Genomic DNA, 17,706 nt, shown 5'->3' with positions numbered 1-17,706 from the left:
GCTGCTGCTGGCCGCCCGAGAGCTGGCGCGGGTAGCAGTGCGCCTTGTCGCTCAGGCCCACGCGGGCCAGCAGCTCCTGCGCCAGGGCCTCGGCCTCGGGGCGCGGCAGGCAGCGCACGCTGATGGGGGCCTCGATGATGTTCTCCAGCACCGTGAGGTGGGGGAACAGGTTGAAGTTCTGGAACACCATGCCCACGTCCACGCGACGTTGCAGGATGTCCTTCTCGCCCAGTTCGTACAGGGTGTCCGCATCCTGGCGGTAGCCGATCAGCTCGCCATCGATGGCGATGAAGCCGCCATCCACGCGCTCCAGGTGGTTGATGGTGCGCAGCAAGGTGGACTTGCCCGAACCCGACTGGCCCAGCACCACGGTCACGCTGCCGGGCGGCACGGTGAGCGTCACGTCCCTGAGCACCTGCAGCGCGCCGTAGTGCTTGGAGACGCCGTGGATGGTGACCTCGCCGCCGCGCGTGAGGCCGCCGCTCCAGCGCGGCACGGTGCCGGCAGGTGCCGCCTGGGGTGGGGCAGCAGCAGCAGTCTGGTCCACGGGCGGCACAGCCTTGGGAGCAAACCCCAATCGCCGCGCGATGGCCGTGAACAGCGAGGGCGGCGGGTTGCGCAGCGCGCCCTTGGCGAAGTGCCGCTCGATGTAGTGCTGCATGACCGACAGCACCGTGAGGATCACCAGGTACCACACGGTGGCCACCATCAGCAGCGGGATCACTTCCAGGTTGCGCCGGTAGATGATCTGGATGGTGTAGAACAGCTCGGGCAGCGCCAGGATGTAGACGTTGGACGTGCCCTTGGCCAGGCCGATGATGTCGTTGAAGCCGCTGGGCAAAATGGAGCGCATGGCCTGCGGCAGCACGATGCGAAAGGCCTGGCGCCGACGTGGCAGGCCCAGCGCAGCCGCCGCCTCGAGCTGCCCCTGGTCTACCGAGAGGATGCCGCCGCGCACGATCTCCGAGGCGAAGGCCGCCTGGTTGAGCGTGAGCCCGATCAACGCCGCCACGAAGGGGCTGATGAGCTGTGTGGTGGGGTAGGAGAAGAAGGTCCAGCCCGTGAACGGCACGGAGAGGCTCACCGACTCGTAGAGGTACCCGAGGTTGTTGATGATGAGCAGCAGCACGATCACCGGGATGGAGCGGAAGATCCAGACAAAGGTCCACGACAGGCCCGCGAGCAGCGGCGAGCGCGACACCCGGGCCAGCGCCAGCGCCGTGCCCAGCGTGAAGCCGAACAGCGCCCCCAGCGCCGTGAGCAGCAGCGTGCGGCCCAGGCCCACCAGCACCGGCTCGGCAAAGAACCATTCGGCAAAGATGCCCCAGCCCCAGCGCGGATTGGTGAGCACCGAGTACAGCACCAGCGCGATGACCACCGCGGCGAACACGGTGCCTACCGTGCGTGCCCGGTAGCGGGCGGGTACCACCTTGTAGTGGGAGTAGTCGCCTTTGACGGGCGGTGCGGTGGGGGCTGCCGCAGCGGCTGCAACAGGGGGTGCCGCATGGTGCGCCGGGCCCGCAGGCAGCGCATGGGCATCGAGCGTGGTGGTGGTCGACATCGTGGCGTGTGGGAATGGAATGGGAAACTCAGGCGGCACGGGCCAGCGCAGGCGCCTGCACCAGGATCTTTTCGAACGGCAGCGAGCGGTAGGTGCCCTCGGGCGCCGACGGGTCGAACAGGGCGCTGTAGCCCTGGCCCAGGTACAGCGCCACCGCCTCGGGCTGGCGGAAACCCGTGGTCAGGTAAATGCGCGTATAGCCCTGGCGCAGCGCCTGGGCTTCGAGCTCCTGCACCACGCGGCGCGCCAGGCCCTGGCGGCGCAGGGCCGAGTGCGCCCATACGCGCTTGAGCTCGGCCGTGCCAGGGTCCGGGTGGCGCTTGAAGGCACCGCCGCCAATGGCCTCGCCGTTTCGCAGCAGCAGCACGAAGTTGCCGCCCTCGGGTGGCGAGAACAGCTCGGCCGGGTACTTCTCCATCTCGCGCGGCCCGCCCTCGCGTTCGTAGAAGTCCCCGTAGCGGCTCTCGTACTCGTGGCTCAGTTCCTCGACCAGAGGGCGCGCCAGCGGATCCAGCGGGGTGGTGTAGACGAATCGTTCGCTCATGGTGTTGTCGCGTCCATCAAGGCAACAGAAAGAAAAGGGGGTCAGACGGCCGGAGCCAGAAAGCGCTCGGCCAGGCGCACCCAGTAGGTGGCCGAGGGCGCGAGGATGGCGTCGTTGAAGTCGTAGTACGGGCTGTGCAGCGAGGCGCCATCGCCATTGCCCACGAAGACATAGCTGCCGGGACGTTTGAGCAGCATGAAGGCGAAGTCCTCGCTGGCCGTGCGCGGGCGAAAGCCAGCGTCCACGCGCGCGGCGCCAAAGGTGTCCACCGCCACGCTGCGGGCCAGCGCCGTCTCGGCCTCGTGGTTCAGCACTGCGGGGTAGCCCGGGCGGTACTGCAACTCGGCCGTGGCGCCAAAGCTCTGGGCCTGGGCGCGGGCGATGGCGGGAATGCGCTCCTGCAGGATGGCGCGCACCTCGGGCTTGAAGGCCCGCGCCGTGAGCTTGAGTTCCACGCTTTCGGGGATCACGTTCGGGGCGGCGCCGCCGTGGATCGAGCCCACCGTGACCACCCCCATGTCCAGTGGATCGACGTTGCGCGAGACCACGGTCTGCAGCGCCGTGATGATGTGGGCGCTGGCCACCACCGGGTCCACCGTCTCGTGCGGCGCGGCGCCATGGCCGCCCTTGCCGCGCACAGTGATGGTGATCTGGTCCACCGAGGCCATGGCCGGCCCGGTGACGCAGCCGAAGTTCCCTGCGCCAACGCAGGGCCAGTTGTGCAGGCCGAAGCCCGCATCGCAGGGAAAGCGCTCGAACAGCCCATCGGCGATCATGCGGTTGGCACCGCCGCCGTTTTCCTCGGCGGGCTGGAAGATCAGGTTCAGCGTGCCGTCGAATCGGCCCGACTGGGCCAGGAAGCGCGCCGCGGCCAACAGCACCGTGGTGTGGCCATCGTGCCCGCAGGCATGCATCACGCCCGCGTTTTGGCTGGCATAGGGCAGGCCCGTGGCCTCGGTGATGGGCAGCGCGTCCATGTCGGCGCGAATACCCAGGGACTTTCCGCTGCCACTGCCACGCACCAGCCGCCCTACCACGCCTGTGCCGGCGATGCCAGTGGTGACCTCGCAGCCCCAGCCGGCCAGGCGCTCGGCCACGATGGCAGCCGTGCGGTGTTCCTTGAACGACAGCTCCGGGTGGCGGTGCAGGTCCTGGCGCAGGGCCTTGAACTCGCCGATGAAGGCGGCAATGCCCTCTTCGACCCTCGTCACATCCTGGGCGCTTTCGACGGACAAGGCGGCACCCATCAGGCGACCTTCCGATCAGCAGCGCCCTGGGCTGGCGCAACGGCATAGCGGCTGGCCTTGCGCGGCAGGCCCAGGTGGTCGCGCAGCGTGGCGCCGGGCAGGGTGCGCTCGTAGCGGCCGCGCGCCTCCAGCACCGGGATGACATGGGTCACGAAGTCGTCGAGCCCCTGGGCCAGCACCGGGAAGCCGAGGATGAAACCATCGGCCGCGCCTTCGTCCACCCAGCGGATGATCTCTTCGGCCACGCGCTCGCCTGTGCCCACGAACTGCGAGCGTGGCGTGGCGGCCTCCAGGGCCACCTGGCGCAGCGTCAGGCCGCGCTCCCTGGCATCGGCCTTGATGCGGTCGGTGGTGGAGCGAAAGCTGTTGCGGCCGATCTCGCCCAGCTCGGGGAAGGGTTCGTCGAGCGGGTACTGGCTGAAATCGTGGTGGTCGAAGTAGCGGCCCAGGTAGGCCAGCGCCTCCTCCACCGTGAGCAGTTCGCGGATGGCCTGGTACTTGGCTTCGGCTTCCTCCTGCGTGGCACCCACCACCGGGCCGATGCCGGGGAAGATCTTCACATCGCTGCCCTGGCGGCCCTGGGCCACGGCGCTGGCCTTGACCTGGCGCAGGAAGGCGCGCGTGGCTTCCAGGTTGGGCGAATGGGTGAACACCGCATCGGCGTACTTGCCGGCCAGCCCCACGCCCGCATCGGACGAGCCGGCCTGGAAGATCACGGGCTGGCCCTGGGCCGAACGCCCGATGTTCAGCGGCCCGGCCACCTGGAAGAAGCGGCCCTTGTGGTTGAGCGTGTGCAGCTTGGCCGGGTCGAAGAACTGGCCCGTCTCGCGGTTGCGCACCACGGCATCCTCGTCCCAGCTATCCCACAGGCCTTGGGTCACCTCCAGGTACTCGTCGGCGATCTCGTAGCGCAGCGCGTGGTCGGGGTGCTGGCGGCTGTAGTTGCTGGCCGTGCCTTCGAGCGGCGTGGTCACCACGTTCCAGCCCGCGCGGCCCTTGCTGATGAGGTCCAGCGAGGCGAACTGGCGTGCCACCGTGAACGGGTCGCTGTACGAAGTGGAGATGGTGCCCGCCAGGCCGATCTTCGAGGTCGCCACGGCCAGCGCCGAGAGGATGGATATGGGCTCGAAGCGGTTCAGGAAATGCGGTATCGACTTCTCGTTGATGAACAGGCCGTCGGCCACAAAGGCGAAGGCGATGCCGTTGGCTTCGGCCTTGCGTGCGGTGTCGATGTAGAACTGCAGGTTCACGCTCGCATCGGCCGGGCCGGCGGGGTGCTTCCACGAATTCATGTGGCCGCCTGCGCCGTGCAGCATCAGGCCGAAGCGGATGGGGGTGGGGTTGCTCATGGGGTGCTTCCTTCAAGGATCAATCAGGCTTCGGCGGTCTGCAGGGCACCCGCGAGCAGTTCCACCGAGGCCAGGCGCTCGGCGAAGCCGGTGACGGGCGTATCGACCACGAACTCATCGATGCCGTAGCGCTCGGCCAGTGCATCGAGCGCATCGCGCACAAAGGCCTGCGAGCCCGCGATCACATGCGGGCGGGTTTCTTCGAGGCGGTAGTCGCTCACACCGGCCTGGCGCGCGAATTCGGCAGCGGCTTTTTCATTGGGCAGGTTCACGCTCTGGCCGGTGGACAGGTGCAGCTTGACCACGCGCAGCGCGCCCACCAGGCGCTCGGCTTCTTCCTGCGTCTCTGCGACCAGGGCATACAGCGCCAGCAGCGGCGCGCGGCCCGAAGCCTCGCGGTAGACCTGCAGCGAGCGCTCAATGTTCACCGGGTCGCCATTGAAGTGGCCGGCATAGACGAACTGCCAGCCGTGGCGCGCGGCCAGCGCAGCGCTGTCGGGGCTGCCACCGAGCAGAAAGCGCTCGGGCAGGCTCGGCGGCTCTGGCAGTGCCACAGCCCCGGCCAGCGGGTGGTCGGCCGCAAGGGTGTTGCCGACGAAGGCATCGAGCTCGGCCAGTTGGGCCGCGAAGTCGGCCTTGCGCGCCGGGTCGCGTGCGGCCTGCAGCGCACGGGTGGACAGGGGCAGACCGCCGGGCGCCTTGCCCACGCCCAGGTCCACGCGGCCCGGGGCCAGCGCGGCCAGCAGCTTGAAGGCCTCGGCCACCTTGAAAGGGCTGTAGTGCTGCAGCATGACGCCGCCCGAGCCCACGCGGATGCGCGTGGTGCGCGCCAGCAGGTGCGCAACCAGCACCTCGGGCGCCGAGCCGGCCAGGCCCGGGTTGCCATGGTGCTCGGCCACCCAGTAGCGGCGGTAGCCCAGCTGCTCGGCGCGCTGCGCCAGCGCTACGCTGCGCTGCAGGGCCTGGGCCGCGGTGGCGCCTTCGGGGACAGGGCTCTTGTCGAGCAGGGACAGGGCATAGGACACGGTCGGGGCGATTCGCGCATGGGTGATCAATGCCGCAAATTCTGTGGCCCCGGGCCAGCGCGCGTTGCGCTAACTTGTCATATCGATATGCGGACAAAAGGCGCTCCGGCCCTTCGTCCGCGCGGCGTGGAGCGCCACGCTGCAAGCACCTCCGTCAGGGGCGCTGCATATTGCAAGAGTGAGGCTGCTGGGCCTTGGCGGGAGCGATCTGGCGCACCACGCGAAAGCCATAGCCCGAGCCTACGACGTCGAACTAGACCCCAATGGCGCCCTTCATGTCCATCACGCCCACCACCAGCGCCTGCTGGAACTGGTGGTCGGCTGCGCGCATGCTGCCGCCCTGGCCCGAGAGCTGCACGCTGGCCTTTTCCATCTGCCGCGCCACGGCCACGGGGTCGGTGCTGCCCGCGCGCTCGATGGACTGGGCCAGCGCCTCCACCATGAGCTGCATGCGCATGTGCACATAGTCGTCCTGCGGCTTGGGAAAGCGCTCGCGGAAGGACTGGTAGAAGGCCTCGCTCTGCGCACCCGGCACGTTGGGCAGCCAGTCGGCCACGGCCACCACCTTGCCGATGCCGGCGTCGCCAATGGCCGCGGGCGCACCCAGCGCATTGCCGTAGAAGGTGTAGAAGCTGCCTTCGTAGCCCACCTCGCGCGCGGCCTTCACCAGGAGCGTGAGGTCATTGCCCCAGTTGCCCGTGACCACGGCCTGCGCGCCGCTGGCCTTGATCTTCACGGCGTAGGGCGCGAAGTCCTTCACGCGGCCCACGGGGTGCAGTTCCTCGCCCACCACCGACACGTCGGGGCGCTGGGCCGACAGCTGCTTCTTCGCCTCGCGCAGCACGGCCTGGCCAAAGCTGTAGTCCTGGCCGATCAGGTAGACGCTTTTGAGGGCCTTGTCGTCGCGCATCACTTCCATGAGCGCGGCCATGCGCATGTCGGCATGGGCGTCGAAGCGGAAGTGCCAGAAGCTGCACTTCTCGTTGGTGAGGATGGGGTCCACCGCCGAGTAGTTGAGAAAGAGCACGCGCTTGTTCGGCTCGCGCTCGTTGTGCTTGTTGATGGCCTCGATCAGCACCGCGGCGGTGGCCGAGGAGTTGCCCTGCAGCACCACCTGCGCGCCATCGTCGATGGCCGCGCGCAGGGCCGACAGGGCCTCTTCGTTCTGCCCCTTGCTGTCGTAGCGCTCCAGCGCCAGCGGCCGTGCACCGCCGGGCAGCGGCACGCCGCCACGCGCGTTGACGCGCTCCATGGCCCAGTAGATGTTGCGGTAGACCGCTTCACCGGTGTTGGCGAACGCGCCCGAGAGGCTTTCGATCAGCGCCACCTTCACCGGCTTGCCCGTGGCCGCAGGCACGGCGGCAGCGGTGGATTGCGCCCAGCCGGCGGACACCGGCGCCAGCGTGCAGGCCAGTGTGGCGGCAGCGGCCAAAGCGGTATGACGTAATGCCGCGGCGCCTGATTTCAAGCCCGCGAACCGCAATTTATTCATGCTCTTTTTCCCCTTGAAAACCTTTGCGGCCGTACACAAGTTCTGTCCATGCGGCGACCACGTCGAGAGCCGCGCAGTGTATAGGAGTCCTTTTCATGATCTTCGCCCCCGTCGCCCGCCGTTCCGCCTTCAACGCCCCCCGCTCTGCCGACCTCGCACTGCAGCGCTTTTTGCTGGGCAGTTTTGCCAATGCGGCCACCCCTGCCCGCTCTGCCGGCGTGACCGTCACCCAGGACGACAAGGCCACCACCTTGCAGCTGGATGTGCCCGGCCTGACCCGTGAGCAACTGCAACTGTCCATCGAAGGCAATGTGGTGCGCCTGTCCAGCGTGGAAAGCGCACCCCGCCAGGTGCAGCGCGCCTGGGAACTGGCCACCGACATCGATGCCGCGGCCAGCAGCGCCAAGCTCGAAAACGGCGTGCTCACGCTCACCCTGGTGCGCGTGGAACCCGTCAGCAAGGCCACCACGCTGAGCATCCAGTAAGTCAATACACGGCGCAGTGGAGCGTGGCCTGGCGGCCGCGCTCCACCCCGCGCATGCCTTTTGCCCCTGCCCGTCAAAGGCCTTGCTTCATCAGGGCTTTTTCCAGTTCTCTCACGCGCCGAACCGCAAGGGTTCATTCAATTTTCATACGCGCGCATTCCCAACAGCACCTACACCGCCAGCCCCAGCAGGCATGACACGGTCTGCCAGAACCGCACCGGATTGCGCTCCACCAGCGGTGGCGCACGCAGACGATGGAACTGCACGCCGGGCGATTGCAGGTCGTACAGGAACTCGGACACCGCCTCCCGGCGTCTGTGTACCTAGGATCAAACAGGTTTATCGCCCTTGCGCTCGGGGTGTGCGAACGCGAGGTCCGGCAGGGACAGCGTGGCCTCGGCCACGTCGAGCAGGCGGCGGTTCTGGTCCATCGAGGTCTTTTGCAGCACGCGGAAGGCGACTTCCTCGTTCATGCCCAGGCGGGCCATCAGCACGCCCTTGGCGCGCTCGATCACCTTGCGCTCGTTGAGCGTGCGGCGGGCCGCTTCGAGCTCGGCCTCCATGCTGGCCATGCGTGCCGACTGGGCCTGCAGCAACTGCAGCAGCGAGGCCGATTCGGAGCCCTGCGCGCCCGCTGAAGGCGGCTCCACCGCTGTCGGCGCGATGGCGATGTCGAAGAAGCGGTCCACCGCGTGCGTGCGCTGCGGCGGGTTGTCACGCAGGCCGCGCAGCAGGCCCTTGGAGTCCTGCAGGTCCTGCTGGGCCTGCACGATGTGGGCCGCGCAGTCTTCGCGCAGGCGCTGCACCAGATCCACCTGCAACTGCCACAGCGCGGTGATGCGCTCGGAGCAGACCTCGAACCAGGTGTCGCTCAGATTGCTGTCCAGCGCGGCACCCGGCCGGGCCACGCCCAGGGTGCGGCGCAGGCGCTCCAGCTGGGCGGTGCCAGGTGCCAGCTGCAGTTGTTCCCAGCGGGCACGCAGGGCCGGATCGGCAAACTCGGCAAACGCGCCCAGGCTGCGCTCCTGCGCATCGATCAGGTGCAGCACGCGCTGTTGATGCGCATCGCTGCCCTGGCCGGAGGCGAAGAGCAGCGCACCCATGGCCCGCTCCTGCCCCGCCTCTTCCTGCGCCTGCACCAGGTGCACCAGGGCCACGAGCTGGCGCGAGACGCTGGGCAGGCCGGCGGCATCGGCCACATGGAAGACCAGTTCGATCAACCCCGCGATGAGGTGGCTGAACGCGGCTATGGAGTCATGGGCCGCCATGGCCTGCTTGTCGATCTGGCTGCGCAGCGCGGGCAGCGCGTCCAGGCCCAGCAGCGCCCAGGCCATCAGCGACAGGGCCTTGGCAGTGGCGCCCTGCGCGGGCTCGACATGCTGGGCGAACTCTGAGCGCAGCTTGGCCTCCAGCGCCACGACCTCCTGCACGGTGCGGCCACGCAGGTCGGCAAAGCGCTGGCCCTTGGAGGCCAGGTAGACGCCCGAGACACCGCGCTCGCGCTGCAGGCCTTCGATCAACTGCCCGACCACGTCCACCAGCGCAGCACGGCTGGCCAGGTGGCGCACCGCGTCGATCTCGAGCGGGCGCGAGCGCAGCACGAAGCTGGAAACGGACAGGGGCGCGGCGGCCAGGTCAGGCATGCAGGGACTCCGGGATTCAGGATACGCAGATGCTAACCCCGCCCGGCCCCTGCAGCAGCATTCAAGCGACGGCCACGTTGATGCGCCCGCCCTCGACACGCACGCTGTGCGCCTGCACGGAATGCTCGGGTGCCTCCAGGCATTCGCCGGTGCGCAGGTCGAAATGGTTCTTGTACAGCGGCGAGGCGACCACGACGCGCTCGCCCAGGTTGCCGATCAAACCGCGCGAGAGCACGCTGGCGCCGGACTTGGGGTCCACGTTGTCGATGGCGAAGAACTGGTCGCTGCCGGTGCGGAACACGGCCACATGGCGGTCGGCCACCAGCGCGCAGACGCCGGTGCTGGGCAGGATGTCGTCGACCGCGCAGATATCGGTCCAGGCGAGGGAGTCGGTGCGGCTGTTCGTGGGAAGTGCGCTCATGGTGGTCTCGTCCTTCGTCTTCAAGCGGCCTGGCGGATGGGGATGATCTTGGCTGGGCTGCGTTCGTCGGCGCGCGCCGGGCGGATCTGGCCGCGTTCCTCGACGAAGAGCACGTTCTCGTCGGCCTTGTCGCTGTTCACGAACGAGCGGAAGCGCTTGCGCGTCTCGGGGTCGGTCACGGCCGTCTTCCATTCGCACTGGTAGGTGGCCACCACGTGCTGCATCTGCGCTTCGAGTTCGGCGCACAGGCCCAGGCTGTCCTTTTGCAACACCTCCTTGAGGTAGCCGAGGCCACCCTCCAGGTTCTCGCGCCAGGTGCTGGTGCGCTGCAGCCGGTCGGCCGTGCGCACGTAGAACATCAGCACCCGGTCGATCATGCGCACCAGGTCTTCCTTCCCCAGGTCGGAGGCGAACAGCTCGGCATGGCGCGGCTTCATGCCGCCGTTGCCGCAGATGTAGAGGTTCCAACCCTTGTCGGTGGCGATGATGCCGATGTCCTTGCCCTGCGCCTCGGCGCATTCGCGCGTGCAGCCCGAGACGCCGAACTTGATCTTGTGCGGGGCACGCAGGCCCTTGTAGCGGTTCTCCAGCGCCACGGCCAGGCCCACGCTGTCGCCCACGCCGTAGCGGCACCAGGTCGAACCCACGCAGCTCTTGACGGTGCGCAGGGACTTGCCGTAGGCATGGCCGGACTCGAAGCCGGCGGTGATCAGCTCTTCCCAGATCAGCGGCAATTGCTCCAGCCGCGCACCGAACATGTCCACCCGCGCACCGCCGGTGACCTTGGTGTACAGGCCGTACTTCTTGGCCACCTGGCCCACGGCGATCAGGCCGTCGGGCGTGACCTCGCCACCGGGCATGCGCGGCACCACCGAGTAGGTGCCGTCCTTCTGGATGTTGCCCAGGTAGTAGTCATTGCTGTCCTGCAGGCCGGCGAGCTCCTTCTTGAGCACGAACTCGTTCCAGCACGAGGCGAACACGCTGGCCGCCACGGGCTTGCAGATGTCGCAGCCCATGCCCTTGCCGTGTTTGGCCAGCATGTCATCGAAACTCTTGATCTGGCCCACGCGCACCAAGTGGTAGATCTCCTGGCGCGAGTAGGCAAAGTGCTCGCAGATGTGGTTGTTCACGGCCATGCCGCGGCGCGCCATCTCGGCCTTCATGACCTGGGTGACCAGGGGCACACAGCCGCCGCAGGTGGCGCCGGCCTTGGTGCAGGCCTTCATCTCGGCGATGGTGCAGGCGCCATTGCCCACGGCTTCGCAGATGCCTGCCTTGGTGACGTTGTTGCACGAGCAGATCTGCGCCGTGTCGGGCAGGGCATCCACGCCCAGGCCGGGTTTGGCCTTGCCGTCGCTGGAGGGAAAGATCAGGAACTCGGGGTCCTCGGGCAAGGTGATGCCGTTCAGGGCCATCTGCAGCAGCGTGCCGTACTCGGTGGCGTCGCCGATCAGCACGGCGCCCAGCAATTGCTTTCCGTCCTCGCTGATGACGATCTTCTTGTAGACCTGGCGGCGCTCGTCCACGTACTGGCAGGTGCGGCTGTGCGGGGTCTTGCCATGGGCGTCGCCGATGCTGGCCACGTCCACGCCCATGAGCTTGAGCTTGGTGCTCATGTCGGCGCCGACGAAGGCGGCATCGGCCTCGCCGGCGATGTGGCGGGCCGCCACGCGGGCCATGTCATAACCCGGCGCCACCAGACCGAAGGTCTGCTCGTTCCACGACGCGCATTCGCCGATGGCGTAAACGTCGTGGTCGCTGGTGCGGCAGGCGCTGTCGATGGCCACGCCGCCGCGCGGGCCGATGGCCAGCAGGCTCTGGCGCGCCAGTTCGTCGCGCGGGCGGATGCCGGCGGAGAAGACGATCATGTCGGTCTCCAGCCAGGTGCCGTCGGCGAACACCATGCGGTGGCGCGCGCGGGCGCCGTCAGTGATCTCCCGGGTGTTGCGGCCGGTGTGCACCTGCACGCCCAACTCCTCGATCTTGGCGCGCAGCACGCGGCCGCCGCCCTCGTCCACCTGCACGGCCATGAGCCGGGGGGCGAACTCGACCACATGGGTTTCCAGGCCCATGTCGCGCAGCGCCTTGGCGCATTCCAGGCCCAGCAGGCCGCCGCCCACGACCACGCCGGTCTTGGACTTGGCACCCGAGGCCAGCATGGCCTCCAGGTCTTCGATGGTGCGGTAGACGAAGCAGTGCTCGCGCTCGCGCCCCGGCACCTGGGGCACGAAGGGGTTGGAGCCGGTGGCCAGCACCAGCTTGTCGGAGTGCAGCACCTCGCCGTCCACCGTGGTCACGGTGCGGATGCGGCGGTCCACCGATGCGGCCCGCGCCGCCAGGCGCAGGGTGAAGCCGGTGCGCTCGAAGAAGCCGGGTTCGACCAGGGAGAGTTGCTCGGCCGTGGTGCCGCTGAAGAAGGCGGAGAGGTGCACGCGGTCGTACGCGGGGCGCGGCTCCTCGCACAGCACGGTGACCTCGACGCCGGTCATGCCGGTCTCGGCCAGGCTTTCGAGGAACTTGTGGCCGACCATGCCGTGGCCAATGAGAACGATCTTCATCATGCTTGCTCATCCTGCAAGGACCCGGGGAACCAGGGGCACAGGATGCGCCGTGCCGTACCACGGCACTGCACACCCTCCGCGGAACCACGGGCGTGGGTTGGAACTTCCAGGCAAGCGGCGGCGAACGCCATGGCTTGCCCGGGTGTTCCGCCATCATTAGCGGAGGGGTTGTTATCGGACCGCAGGCAGCTTTACCGGCGGACACGCTGTGTTCAGCAAAATGCGTGCCGGCTTTTTGAAGAAGGGTTCTCCCCTGTGGCAGCTGCAGGGATGGATGTCCAAGCGCCTCGCTGCGGTGCAGCACGTCACCAAATTGGGGCGCAGGGCGGCGGGTCTGCCGCCCTGCGCCGGTGCCGCATCACTCGTGGCGCAGTGCGTCGATCGGGTCCATGCGCGCGGCCCGGCGCGCTGGGAAGTAGCCGAACACCACGCCGATGCCGGCCGAGAACACGAAGGACAGCAGGTTCACGCCCGGGTTGAACAGGTAGGGCACGCCCATCAGCACCGACAGGCCCAGCGATGCCACAGTGGCCAGCACGATGCCGACCAACCCGCCCAGCGCGGCCAGCACCACCGCCTCGATCAGGAACTGCAGCAGCACCTCGCGCTCGAGCGCGCCGATGGCCAGGCGCAACCCGATCTCGCGGGTGCGCTCGGTCACGCTCACGAGCATGATGTTCATGATGCCGATGCCGCCCACCAGCAGGCTCACCGCCGCCACGGCGCCGAGCAAGGTGGTCATGACCTTGGTGGTGCCCGAAAGGGCCTCGCCCAGCTGCTTGGTGTCGAGCACGTTGAAGTTGTCCTCGTCGGTGTCGGAGAGCTTGCGCAGCTCGCGCAGCAGCTGGGTCAGGCTGGCCTTCACGCGCTCGGGCTCGCTGCCGTCCTTCATCGATACCAAGAGGGTGTTCACGCGCACATTGCCCGTGACGCGGCGCTGCAAGGTACGCAGGGGCACGAGCACGGTGTCGTCCTGGTCGTTGCCGAAGGCGCCCTGGCCCTTGGAGGCCAGCACGCCGATCACCTCGCACGAGAAGGCCTTCACGCGCAGCTGCTCGCCCACCGCGTCGCGCGTGCCGAAGAGCTCGCGCCGCACGGTCTCGCCGATCACGCAGGTGGCAGCGCCGGCGCGCAGCTCGTCGTTGGTGAACTCGCGGCCGCTGCGCAGCGTCCAGTTGCCCGTCTGCAGCCAGGCATTGGTGCTGCCGATGATGCTGGTGGACCAGTTGCGCCCGCCCGCCACCACGGTGGCCGATGCGCGCGACTCGGGCGCCACGGCCAGGATGCCGCCGATCTGCTGGGCAATGGCATCGGCGTCGGTGTCCTTGAAGGCCGGCGCACCCGTGCCGCCGCCCGGGCCCATGCGCTGACCGGGGCGCACCTGCAGCAGGTTGGTGCCCAGGCCCGCGATCTGGTTCTGGATGGAGACGGTGGCGCCGTTGCCCAGCGTGACCATGGTGATCACCGCGCTCACCCCGATCACGATGCCCAGCACCGTGAGGAAGGAGCGCATGAGGTTGCGCCGTATGGAGCGCAGCGCGAGCAGGATGGTGCTGAGGAACATCAGTGCCCCCCCGCCTGCAGTGCCGCAGCCGGCGCGGCCAGACCGCGCGGGTGAGGATTGACCTCGTCGCTGCCCACCACGCCGTCGACGAAGCGCACGATGCGCCGCGCGTACTCGGCCATGTCGCCCTCGTGCGTGACCATGAGCACGGTGATGCCCAGGTCGGCGTTCAGGCGCCACAGCAGTTCCATGATCTCGTGGCTGCGCTGCGTGTCGAGGTTGCCGGTGGGCTCGTCGGCCAGCAGCACGGCCGGCTCGGTGACGATGGCGCGGGCAATGGCCACGCGCTGCTGCTGCCCGCCCGAGAGTTCGGCCGGCGTGTGGTGCTCCCAGCCCTTGAGGCCCACGGCCGCCAGTGCCTTGGCCGCCGCCGCATGGCGCGCCGCGGCAGGCTCGCCGCGGTACAGCAGGGGCAGCTCCACATTCTCTTGCGCCGAGGTGCGGGCCAGCAGGTTGAATCCCTGAAAGACAAAGCCGAAGAAGCGCCGGCGCAGGCGCGCGCGCTCGTCGCACTGCAGGGCCTCCACATGCACGCCCTTGAACAGGTAGTCGCCGGTGGTCGGCCTGTCCAGGCAGCCCAGGGTGTTCATGGCCGTGGACTTGCCCGAGCCACTGGGGCCCATGATGGCCACGAAGTCGCCCTGGGCGATGTCCAGGTCCACGCCCTTCAAGGCCTGGAAGGCGAGCGCGCCTTCGCCGTACACCTTGGTGACCGCGCGCAGGCGGATCAGTGGCATGGCGCCCGTCCTCGCGCGGCCCCGCGGCTGCGCTGGTCGGTGATGACGGCCATGCCGGAGGTGAGGCCCTCGCCCACCACCTCGGTCATGCGGCCGTCGCTGATGCCCACGCGCACCTTGAGCGGCTGGGCCGTGCCGTCCTTGAGCACCCAGACCTGGCGCGTCTTCGATGCCGCGTCGTCCGCAGAAGGACCGCCCGCACCGGCCCTGCGCCCGCCCTGGCCACCCGGGCGGGGCATGCGCGGCATGAGCTGCCCCATGAGGCCGCCGCCCTGCTGCTGGCCCTGCGCCGATGGCGGCTTGCCGCCGCCTGAGCCCGGAGCGCCTGCCTGTGCGGGCGTGAAGCGAAGCGCCGTGTTGGGCACCAGCAGCACGTCCTTGCGCTCGGTGGACGTGATGGTGGAGGCCGCCGTCATGCCGGGGCGCAGGCTCATGTCGGTGTTGTCCACCTCCAGCCAGGTGACGTAGGTGACCACGTTGTCGGTCTTGGTGGAGCCGAAGGACACGCGCGTGACCTGGGCCGGGTAGCGGCGCGAGGGATACGCGCTCACGGTGAAGCTGGCCTTTTGACCCACCTGCAGGGTGCCCACATCGGCCTCGTCCACGCTCACGTCCAGGCGCAGGCGCGTGAGGTCCTCGGCCACGGTGAACAGCGTCACGGCCTGCAGCGATGCGGCCACGGCGTTGCCCGGCTCCACCGATCGGGTGAGCACCACGCCATCGATGGGCGAGCGGATGGAGGCCTTGGACAGGCTGGTCTCGTCGGTGGAGAGGGCGGCGCGCGCATCGTCCACCGTGGCGCGGGCGCTGGCCTCGTCGGCGCGGGCCCGGTCGAGCGTGGCGCGGCCGGTGTCCAGCTCGGCCGCCGAAGGCACCTTGCCGCCCGACAGGCGGGCCACCTCTTCCAGCCGGCCGAGCGCGGCCTGCGCCTCCTTGGTGGTGGCCGCGGCCTGCGCCAGGCGCGCCTGGGCAGAGGCCAGCGAGGCGCGCGAGCGCAGCACCTGGGCGTCGAGCTTGGCGGTGTCGAGCTCCACCAGCACCTGGCCCTTCTTCACCTTGTCGTTCACGTCCACCATGACCTGGCGCACGGTGCCCGAGAGTTCGCTGCCGATGGTCACGAGCCGCGTGGGCTGCAGCGTGCCGTTGGCGGCCACGGTGAGCGTGAGGTCCCCCGTCTTCACTTCTTCGGTCACGTACACGGGGGCGGCGTTGGCGGCCTTGTGCTGCTGCCAGGCATAGAAGCCAGCGCCCGCCAGCGCGATGGCTGCCATGCCCAGCCACAGCGATGTGCGCCGGTACCAGCGGCGCGGCGGCTCGCCACCCAGCAGGGCCTGCAGGTCGGCGGGGGACGGGCTGGCGGCGATGGTGGCGGCAGCCGTACGGGGCTGCGAGTCCTGGGAGGTATCGGTCATGGCAATCAATCGCCTCGGGTGAAATGCAGAAAAAAAGGGGGCCGGCACCGCACGCGCACGCACGGTGCGACAGATCGGTGGGCTTTGGCTGCCAGGTGCCCGCGCGGTGTGCGCGGGGCCTCCAGGTGGCTGATGAAAAGAGAAGCGGTAGGCGGCTACTGCGGCTGCCAGCCGCCGCCCAGCGCCTTGTACAGGCGCACGTGGTCGGCAGACACGCTGGCCACCGTGGTGGCCACGCCGTCCTGCGTGGAGAGCAGGGTGCGCTGGGTTTCCAGCACCGCCTGGAAGTCGATAAGCCCGCTGCGGTAGCGCTGCTGGGCCAGCAGGGCGGCATTGCCGGCCGCATCGGCCGCGGACGTGAGGCGCACCAGGCGCTCGCGGTTGCCGCGCAGGGAGACAAGGGCGTCTTCCACGTCCTTGAGCGCCGCCAGCACTGCCGCCTGGTAGGCGATGCGTGCCTGCTCCAGGCTGGCCTCCTGCGCGCGCACCTGGGCCCGGTTGGCACCGCCATCGAGCAGGGGCAACGACACGCTGCCCAGCAGCGATGCCGCCACCGCACTGCCGCCACCCAATGCACCCAGCGTGAGGGCGCGCAGACCCACCGAGCCGCTGATGCCGAAGTCCGGGTAGCGGGCTGCCTCGGCCTGAGAAACGCGCGACAGTGCGGCGCGGATGCGCTGCTCGGCCGCGCGCACGTCGGCGCGCTGGCGCAGGGTTTCGGCGGGGATGGCCATGGCCAGTTCGTGGGGCGCCAGGGGCACGGCCGCACTGGCGGCCAGTTGCGCATCGAGCGCGCCCGGCGCCTGCCCGGTCAGCAAGGCCAGGCTGTGGCGCGACTGGGCCAGGCTGGCTTCGAGCGCGGGGATCTGCGCAGCGGTTTGTTCCGATGCGGCGCGTGCCTGCTCGGCCACGAGCGAGGTGGTCAGCCCCGCCTGCAGGCGCCACTGCGTGATCTGGAGGGTCTCGCCCTGGCTGGCCAGGTTGCTCTGTGCAATGGCCAGGCGCTGCTGCAGGCTGCGCAGCTCGATGTAGTTGACGGCCACCTCGGCCGCCAGCGACACCTGCACGTCGGCCAGGCTGGCCTCGGCGGCGCGGGCATCGGCTTCGCTGGCGTTCACGCCGGCACGCACACGGCCGAACACATCGGGCTCCCAGCTGGCATCGAAGCCCAGCTGGAAGCTGTTGCCCGTGCCGCTGTTGCCCGAGCGGCTACGCTGCGCCGAGGCCGAGGCCCCCACCTGGGGTGCGAGCCCTGCGGCCTGCACATCGACCTGGGCGCGTGCCTGCTGCAGCGCGGCCTGGGCCGTGCGCACGCTGGTGTTGGCCGCCAGGGCCTGCTCGACCAGCGCGGTCAGTTGCGCATCACCCAGGCGCTGCCACCACTGGGCGAGCGAGGTGGCGGGGCCGGTGGTGCTGCTGCCCGTGGACCAGGTGGCGGGCACGGGCGCATCGGGCAGGCGCGCATCCTGCGGCGTGAGGCCGGCGCAGCCTGCCAGGGCTGCGGCCAGCGCCAGCACCGGCCAGCGCGGTGGTGCTTGGCGGCGGGAACCGGTCGGTGAAGAAAGACGCATGAAAAGCTGTGCTCCGGGTTGTTGCGTCCATTGTGCGGAGCCACCCCTTCGCGAAGATAGTCAATGCGTCAAGCCCATGTAAAGAATTGCTGCG

The 17,706-nt window shown here is 69.1% G+C and carries 14 protein-coding genes and 1 pseudogene; 1 reads left to right on the top strand and 14 read right to left on the bottom strand.

The window, feature by feature from the left end; all coding sequences use genetic code 11:
- The 6 genes and pseudogenes from ACK59X_RS19815 to ACK59X_RS19790 all read right to left on the bottom strand — a co-directional run.
- Positions 1-1,561, bottom strand: a 1,561-nt coding sequence (locus tag ACK59X_RS19815; protein ID WP_409960014.1) for an amino acid ABC transporter permease/ATP-binding protein, incomplete at its 3' end; no start/stop codon positions are given.
- Between the two features lie 28 nt (positions 1,562-1,589).
- A complete protein-coding gene (locus tag ACK59X_RS19810; protein ID WP_409960012.1) occupies positions 1,590-2,105 on the bottom strand; it encodes a GNAT family N-acetyltransferase in 516 nt (171 codons plus the stop codon).
- 41 nt (positions 2,106-2,146) lie between these two features.
- Positions 2,147-3,352 carry a M20 aminoacylase family protein gene (locus tag ACK59X_RS19805; protein WP_409960010.1) on the bottom strand — a complete coding sequence of 402 codons (1,206 nt, stop codon included), beginning with the start codon at positions 3,350-3,352 and terminating at the stop codon, positions 2,147-2,149.
- Entirely contained in the window at positions 3,352-4,701 is a 1,350-nt protein-coding gene (locus tag ACK59X_RS19800) for an LLM class flavin-dependent oxidoreductase (protein ID WP_409960008.1), read from the bottom strand. Before ACK59X_RS19800 ends, ACK59X_RS19805 begins: the two co-directional genes overlap by 1 nt.
- Positions 4,702-4,724: 23 nt before the next feature.
- Entirely contained in the window at positions 4,725-5,726 is a 1,002-nt protein-coding gene (locus tag ACK59X_RS19795; RefSeq protein WP_409960006.1) for an LLM class flavin-dependent oxidoreductase, read from the bottom strand.
- A gap of 154 nt (positions 5,727-5,880) precedes the next feature.
- Positions 5,881-7,218: pseudogene (locus tag ACK59X_RS19790) on the bottom strand (branched-chain amino acid ABC transporter substrate-binding protein).
- 95 nt (positions 7,219-7,313) lie between these two features.
- On the opposite strand from ACK59X_RS19790, the gene ACK59X_RS19785 reads away from it, so the two are divergent.
- Positions 7,314-7,703 (top strand): Hsp20/alpha crystallin family protein, encoded by a 390-nt coding sequence (locus tag ACK59X_RS19785; RefSeq protein ID WP_409960004.1) that lies wholly within the window; start codon positions 7,314-7,316, stop codon positions 7,701-7,703.
- A 170-nt stretch (positions 7,704-7,873) separates the two neighbouring features.
- Here the strand turns inward: ACK59X_RS19785 and ACK59X_RS19780 are convergent, their stop codons facing one another.
- From ACK59X_RS19780 to ACK59X_RS19745, 8 genes are all read right to left on the bottom strand, one after another.
- On the bottom strand, positions 7,874-8,005 hold the full coding sequence (locus ACK59X_RS19780) for a hypothetical protein (protein WP_409960002.1): 132 nt from the start codon (positions 8,003-8,005) through the stop codon (positions 7,874-7,876).
- A gap of 27 nt (positions 8,006-8,032) precedes the next feature.
- Positions 8,033-9,346, bottom strand: coding sequence for a nitrate- and nitrite sensing domain-containing protein (locus ACK59X_RS19775; protein ID WP_409960000.1), 1,314 nt, complete (start codon positions 9,344-9,346; stop codon positions 8,033-8,035).
- A gap of 61 nt (positions 9,347-9,407) precedes the next feature.
- Positions 9,408-9,767 carry a nitrite reductase small subunit NirD gene (gene nirD / locus ACK59X_RS19770; RefSeq protein ID WP_409959998.1) on the bottom strand — a complete coding sequence of 120 codons (360 nt, stop codon included), beginning with the start codon at positions 9,765-9,767 and terminating at the stop codon, positions 9,408-9,410.
- Positions 9,768-9,787: 20 nt separating this feature from the next.
- On the bottom strand, positions 9,788-12,325 hold the full coding sequence (nirB, locus tag ACK59X_RS19765; protein WP_409959997.1) for a nitrite reductase large subunit NirB: 2,538 nt from the start codon (positions 12,323-12,325) through the stop codon (positions 9,788-9,790).
- Between the two features lie 361 nt (positions 12,326-12,686).
- Positions 12,687-13,892 carry an ABC transporter permease gene (locus tag ACK59X_RS19760; RefSeq protein WP_409959995.1) on the bottom strand — a complete coding sequence of 402 codons (1,206 nt, stop codon included), beginning with the start codon at positions 13,890-13,892 and terminating at the stop codon, positions 12,687-12,689.
- A complete protein-coding gene (locus ACK59X_RS19755) occupies positions 13,892-14,629 on the bottom strand; it encodes an ABC transporter ATP-binding protein (protein WP_409959993.1) in 738 nt (245 codons plus the stop codon). Before ACK59X_RS19755 ends, ACK59X_RS19760 begins: the two co-directional genes overlap by 1 nt.
- The gene (locus tag ACK59X_RS19750) at positions 14,620-16,041 is read right to left on the bottom strand and encodes an efflux RND transporter periplasmic adaptor subunit (RefSeq protein ID WP_409959991.1); all 1,422 of its coding nucleotides are present in this window, start codon (positions 16,039-16,041) and stop codon (positions 14,620-14,622) included. The genes ACK59X_RS19755 and ACK59X_RS19750 overlap by 10 nt, the downstream gene beginning before the upstream one ends.
- A gap of 155 nt (positions 16,042-16,196) precedes the next feature.
- Complete coding sequence (locus tag ACK59X_RS19745) at positions 16,197-17,612, bottom strand: efflux transporter outer membrane subunit (RefSeq protein ID WP_409959989.1); 1,416 nt, start codon at positions 17,610-17,612, stop codon at positions 16,197-16,199.
- Positions 17,613-17,706 lie beyond the last annotated feature (94 nt).

This window comes from Acidovorax sp., assembly GCF_046339755.1.
Lineage (GTDB): Bacteria > Pseudomonadota > Gammaproteobacteria > Burkholderiales > Burkholderiaceae_C > Acidovorax.
Note: the sequence above shows the minus strand (reverse complement) of the source record. Positions and strands in the feature narration are given on the sequence as shown.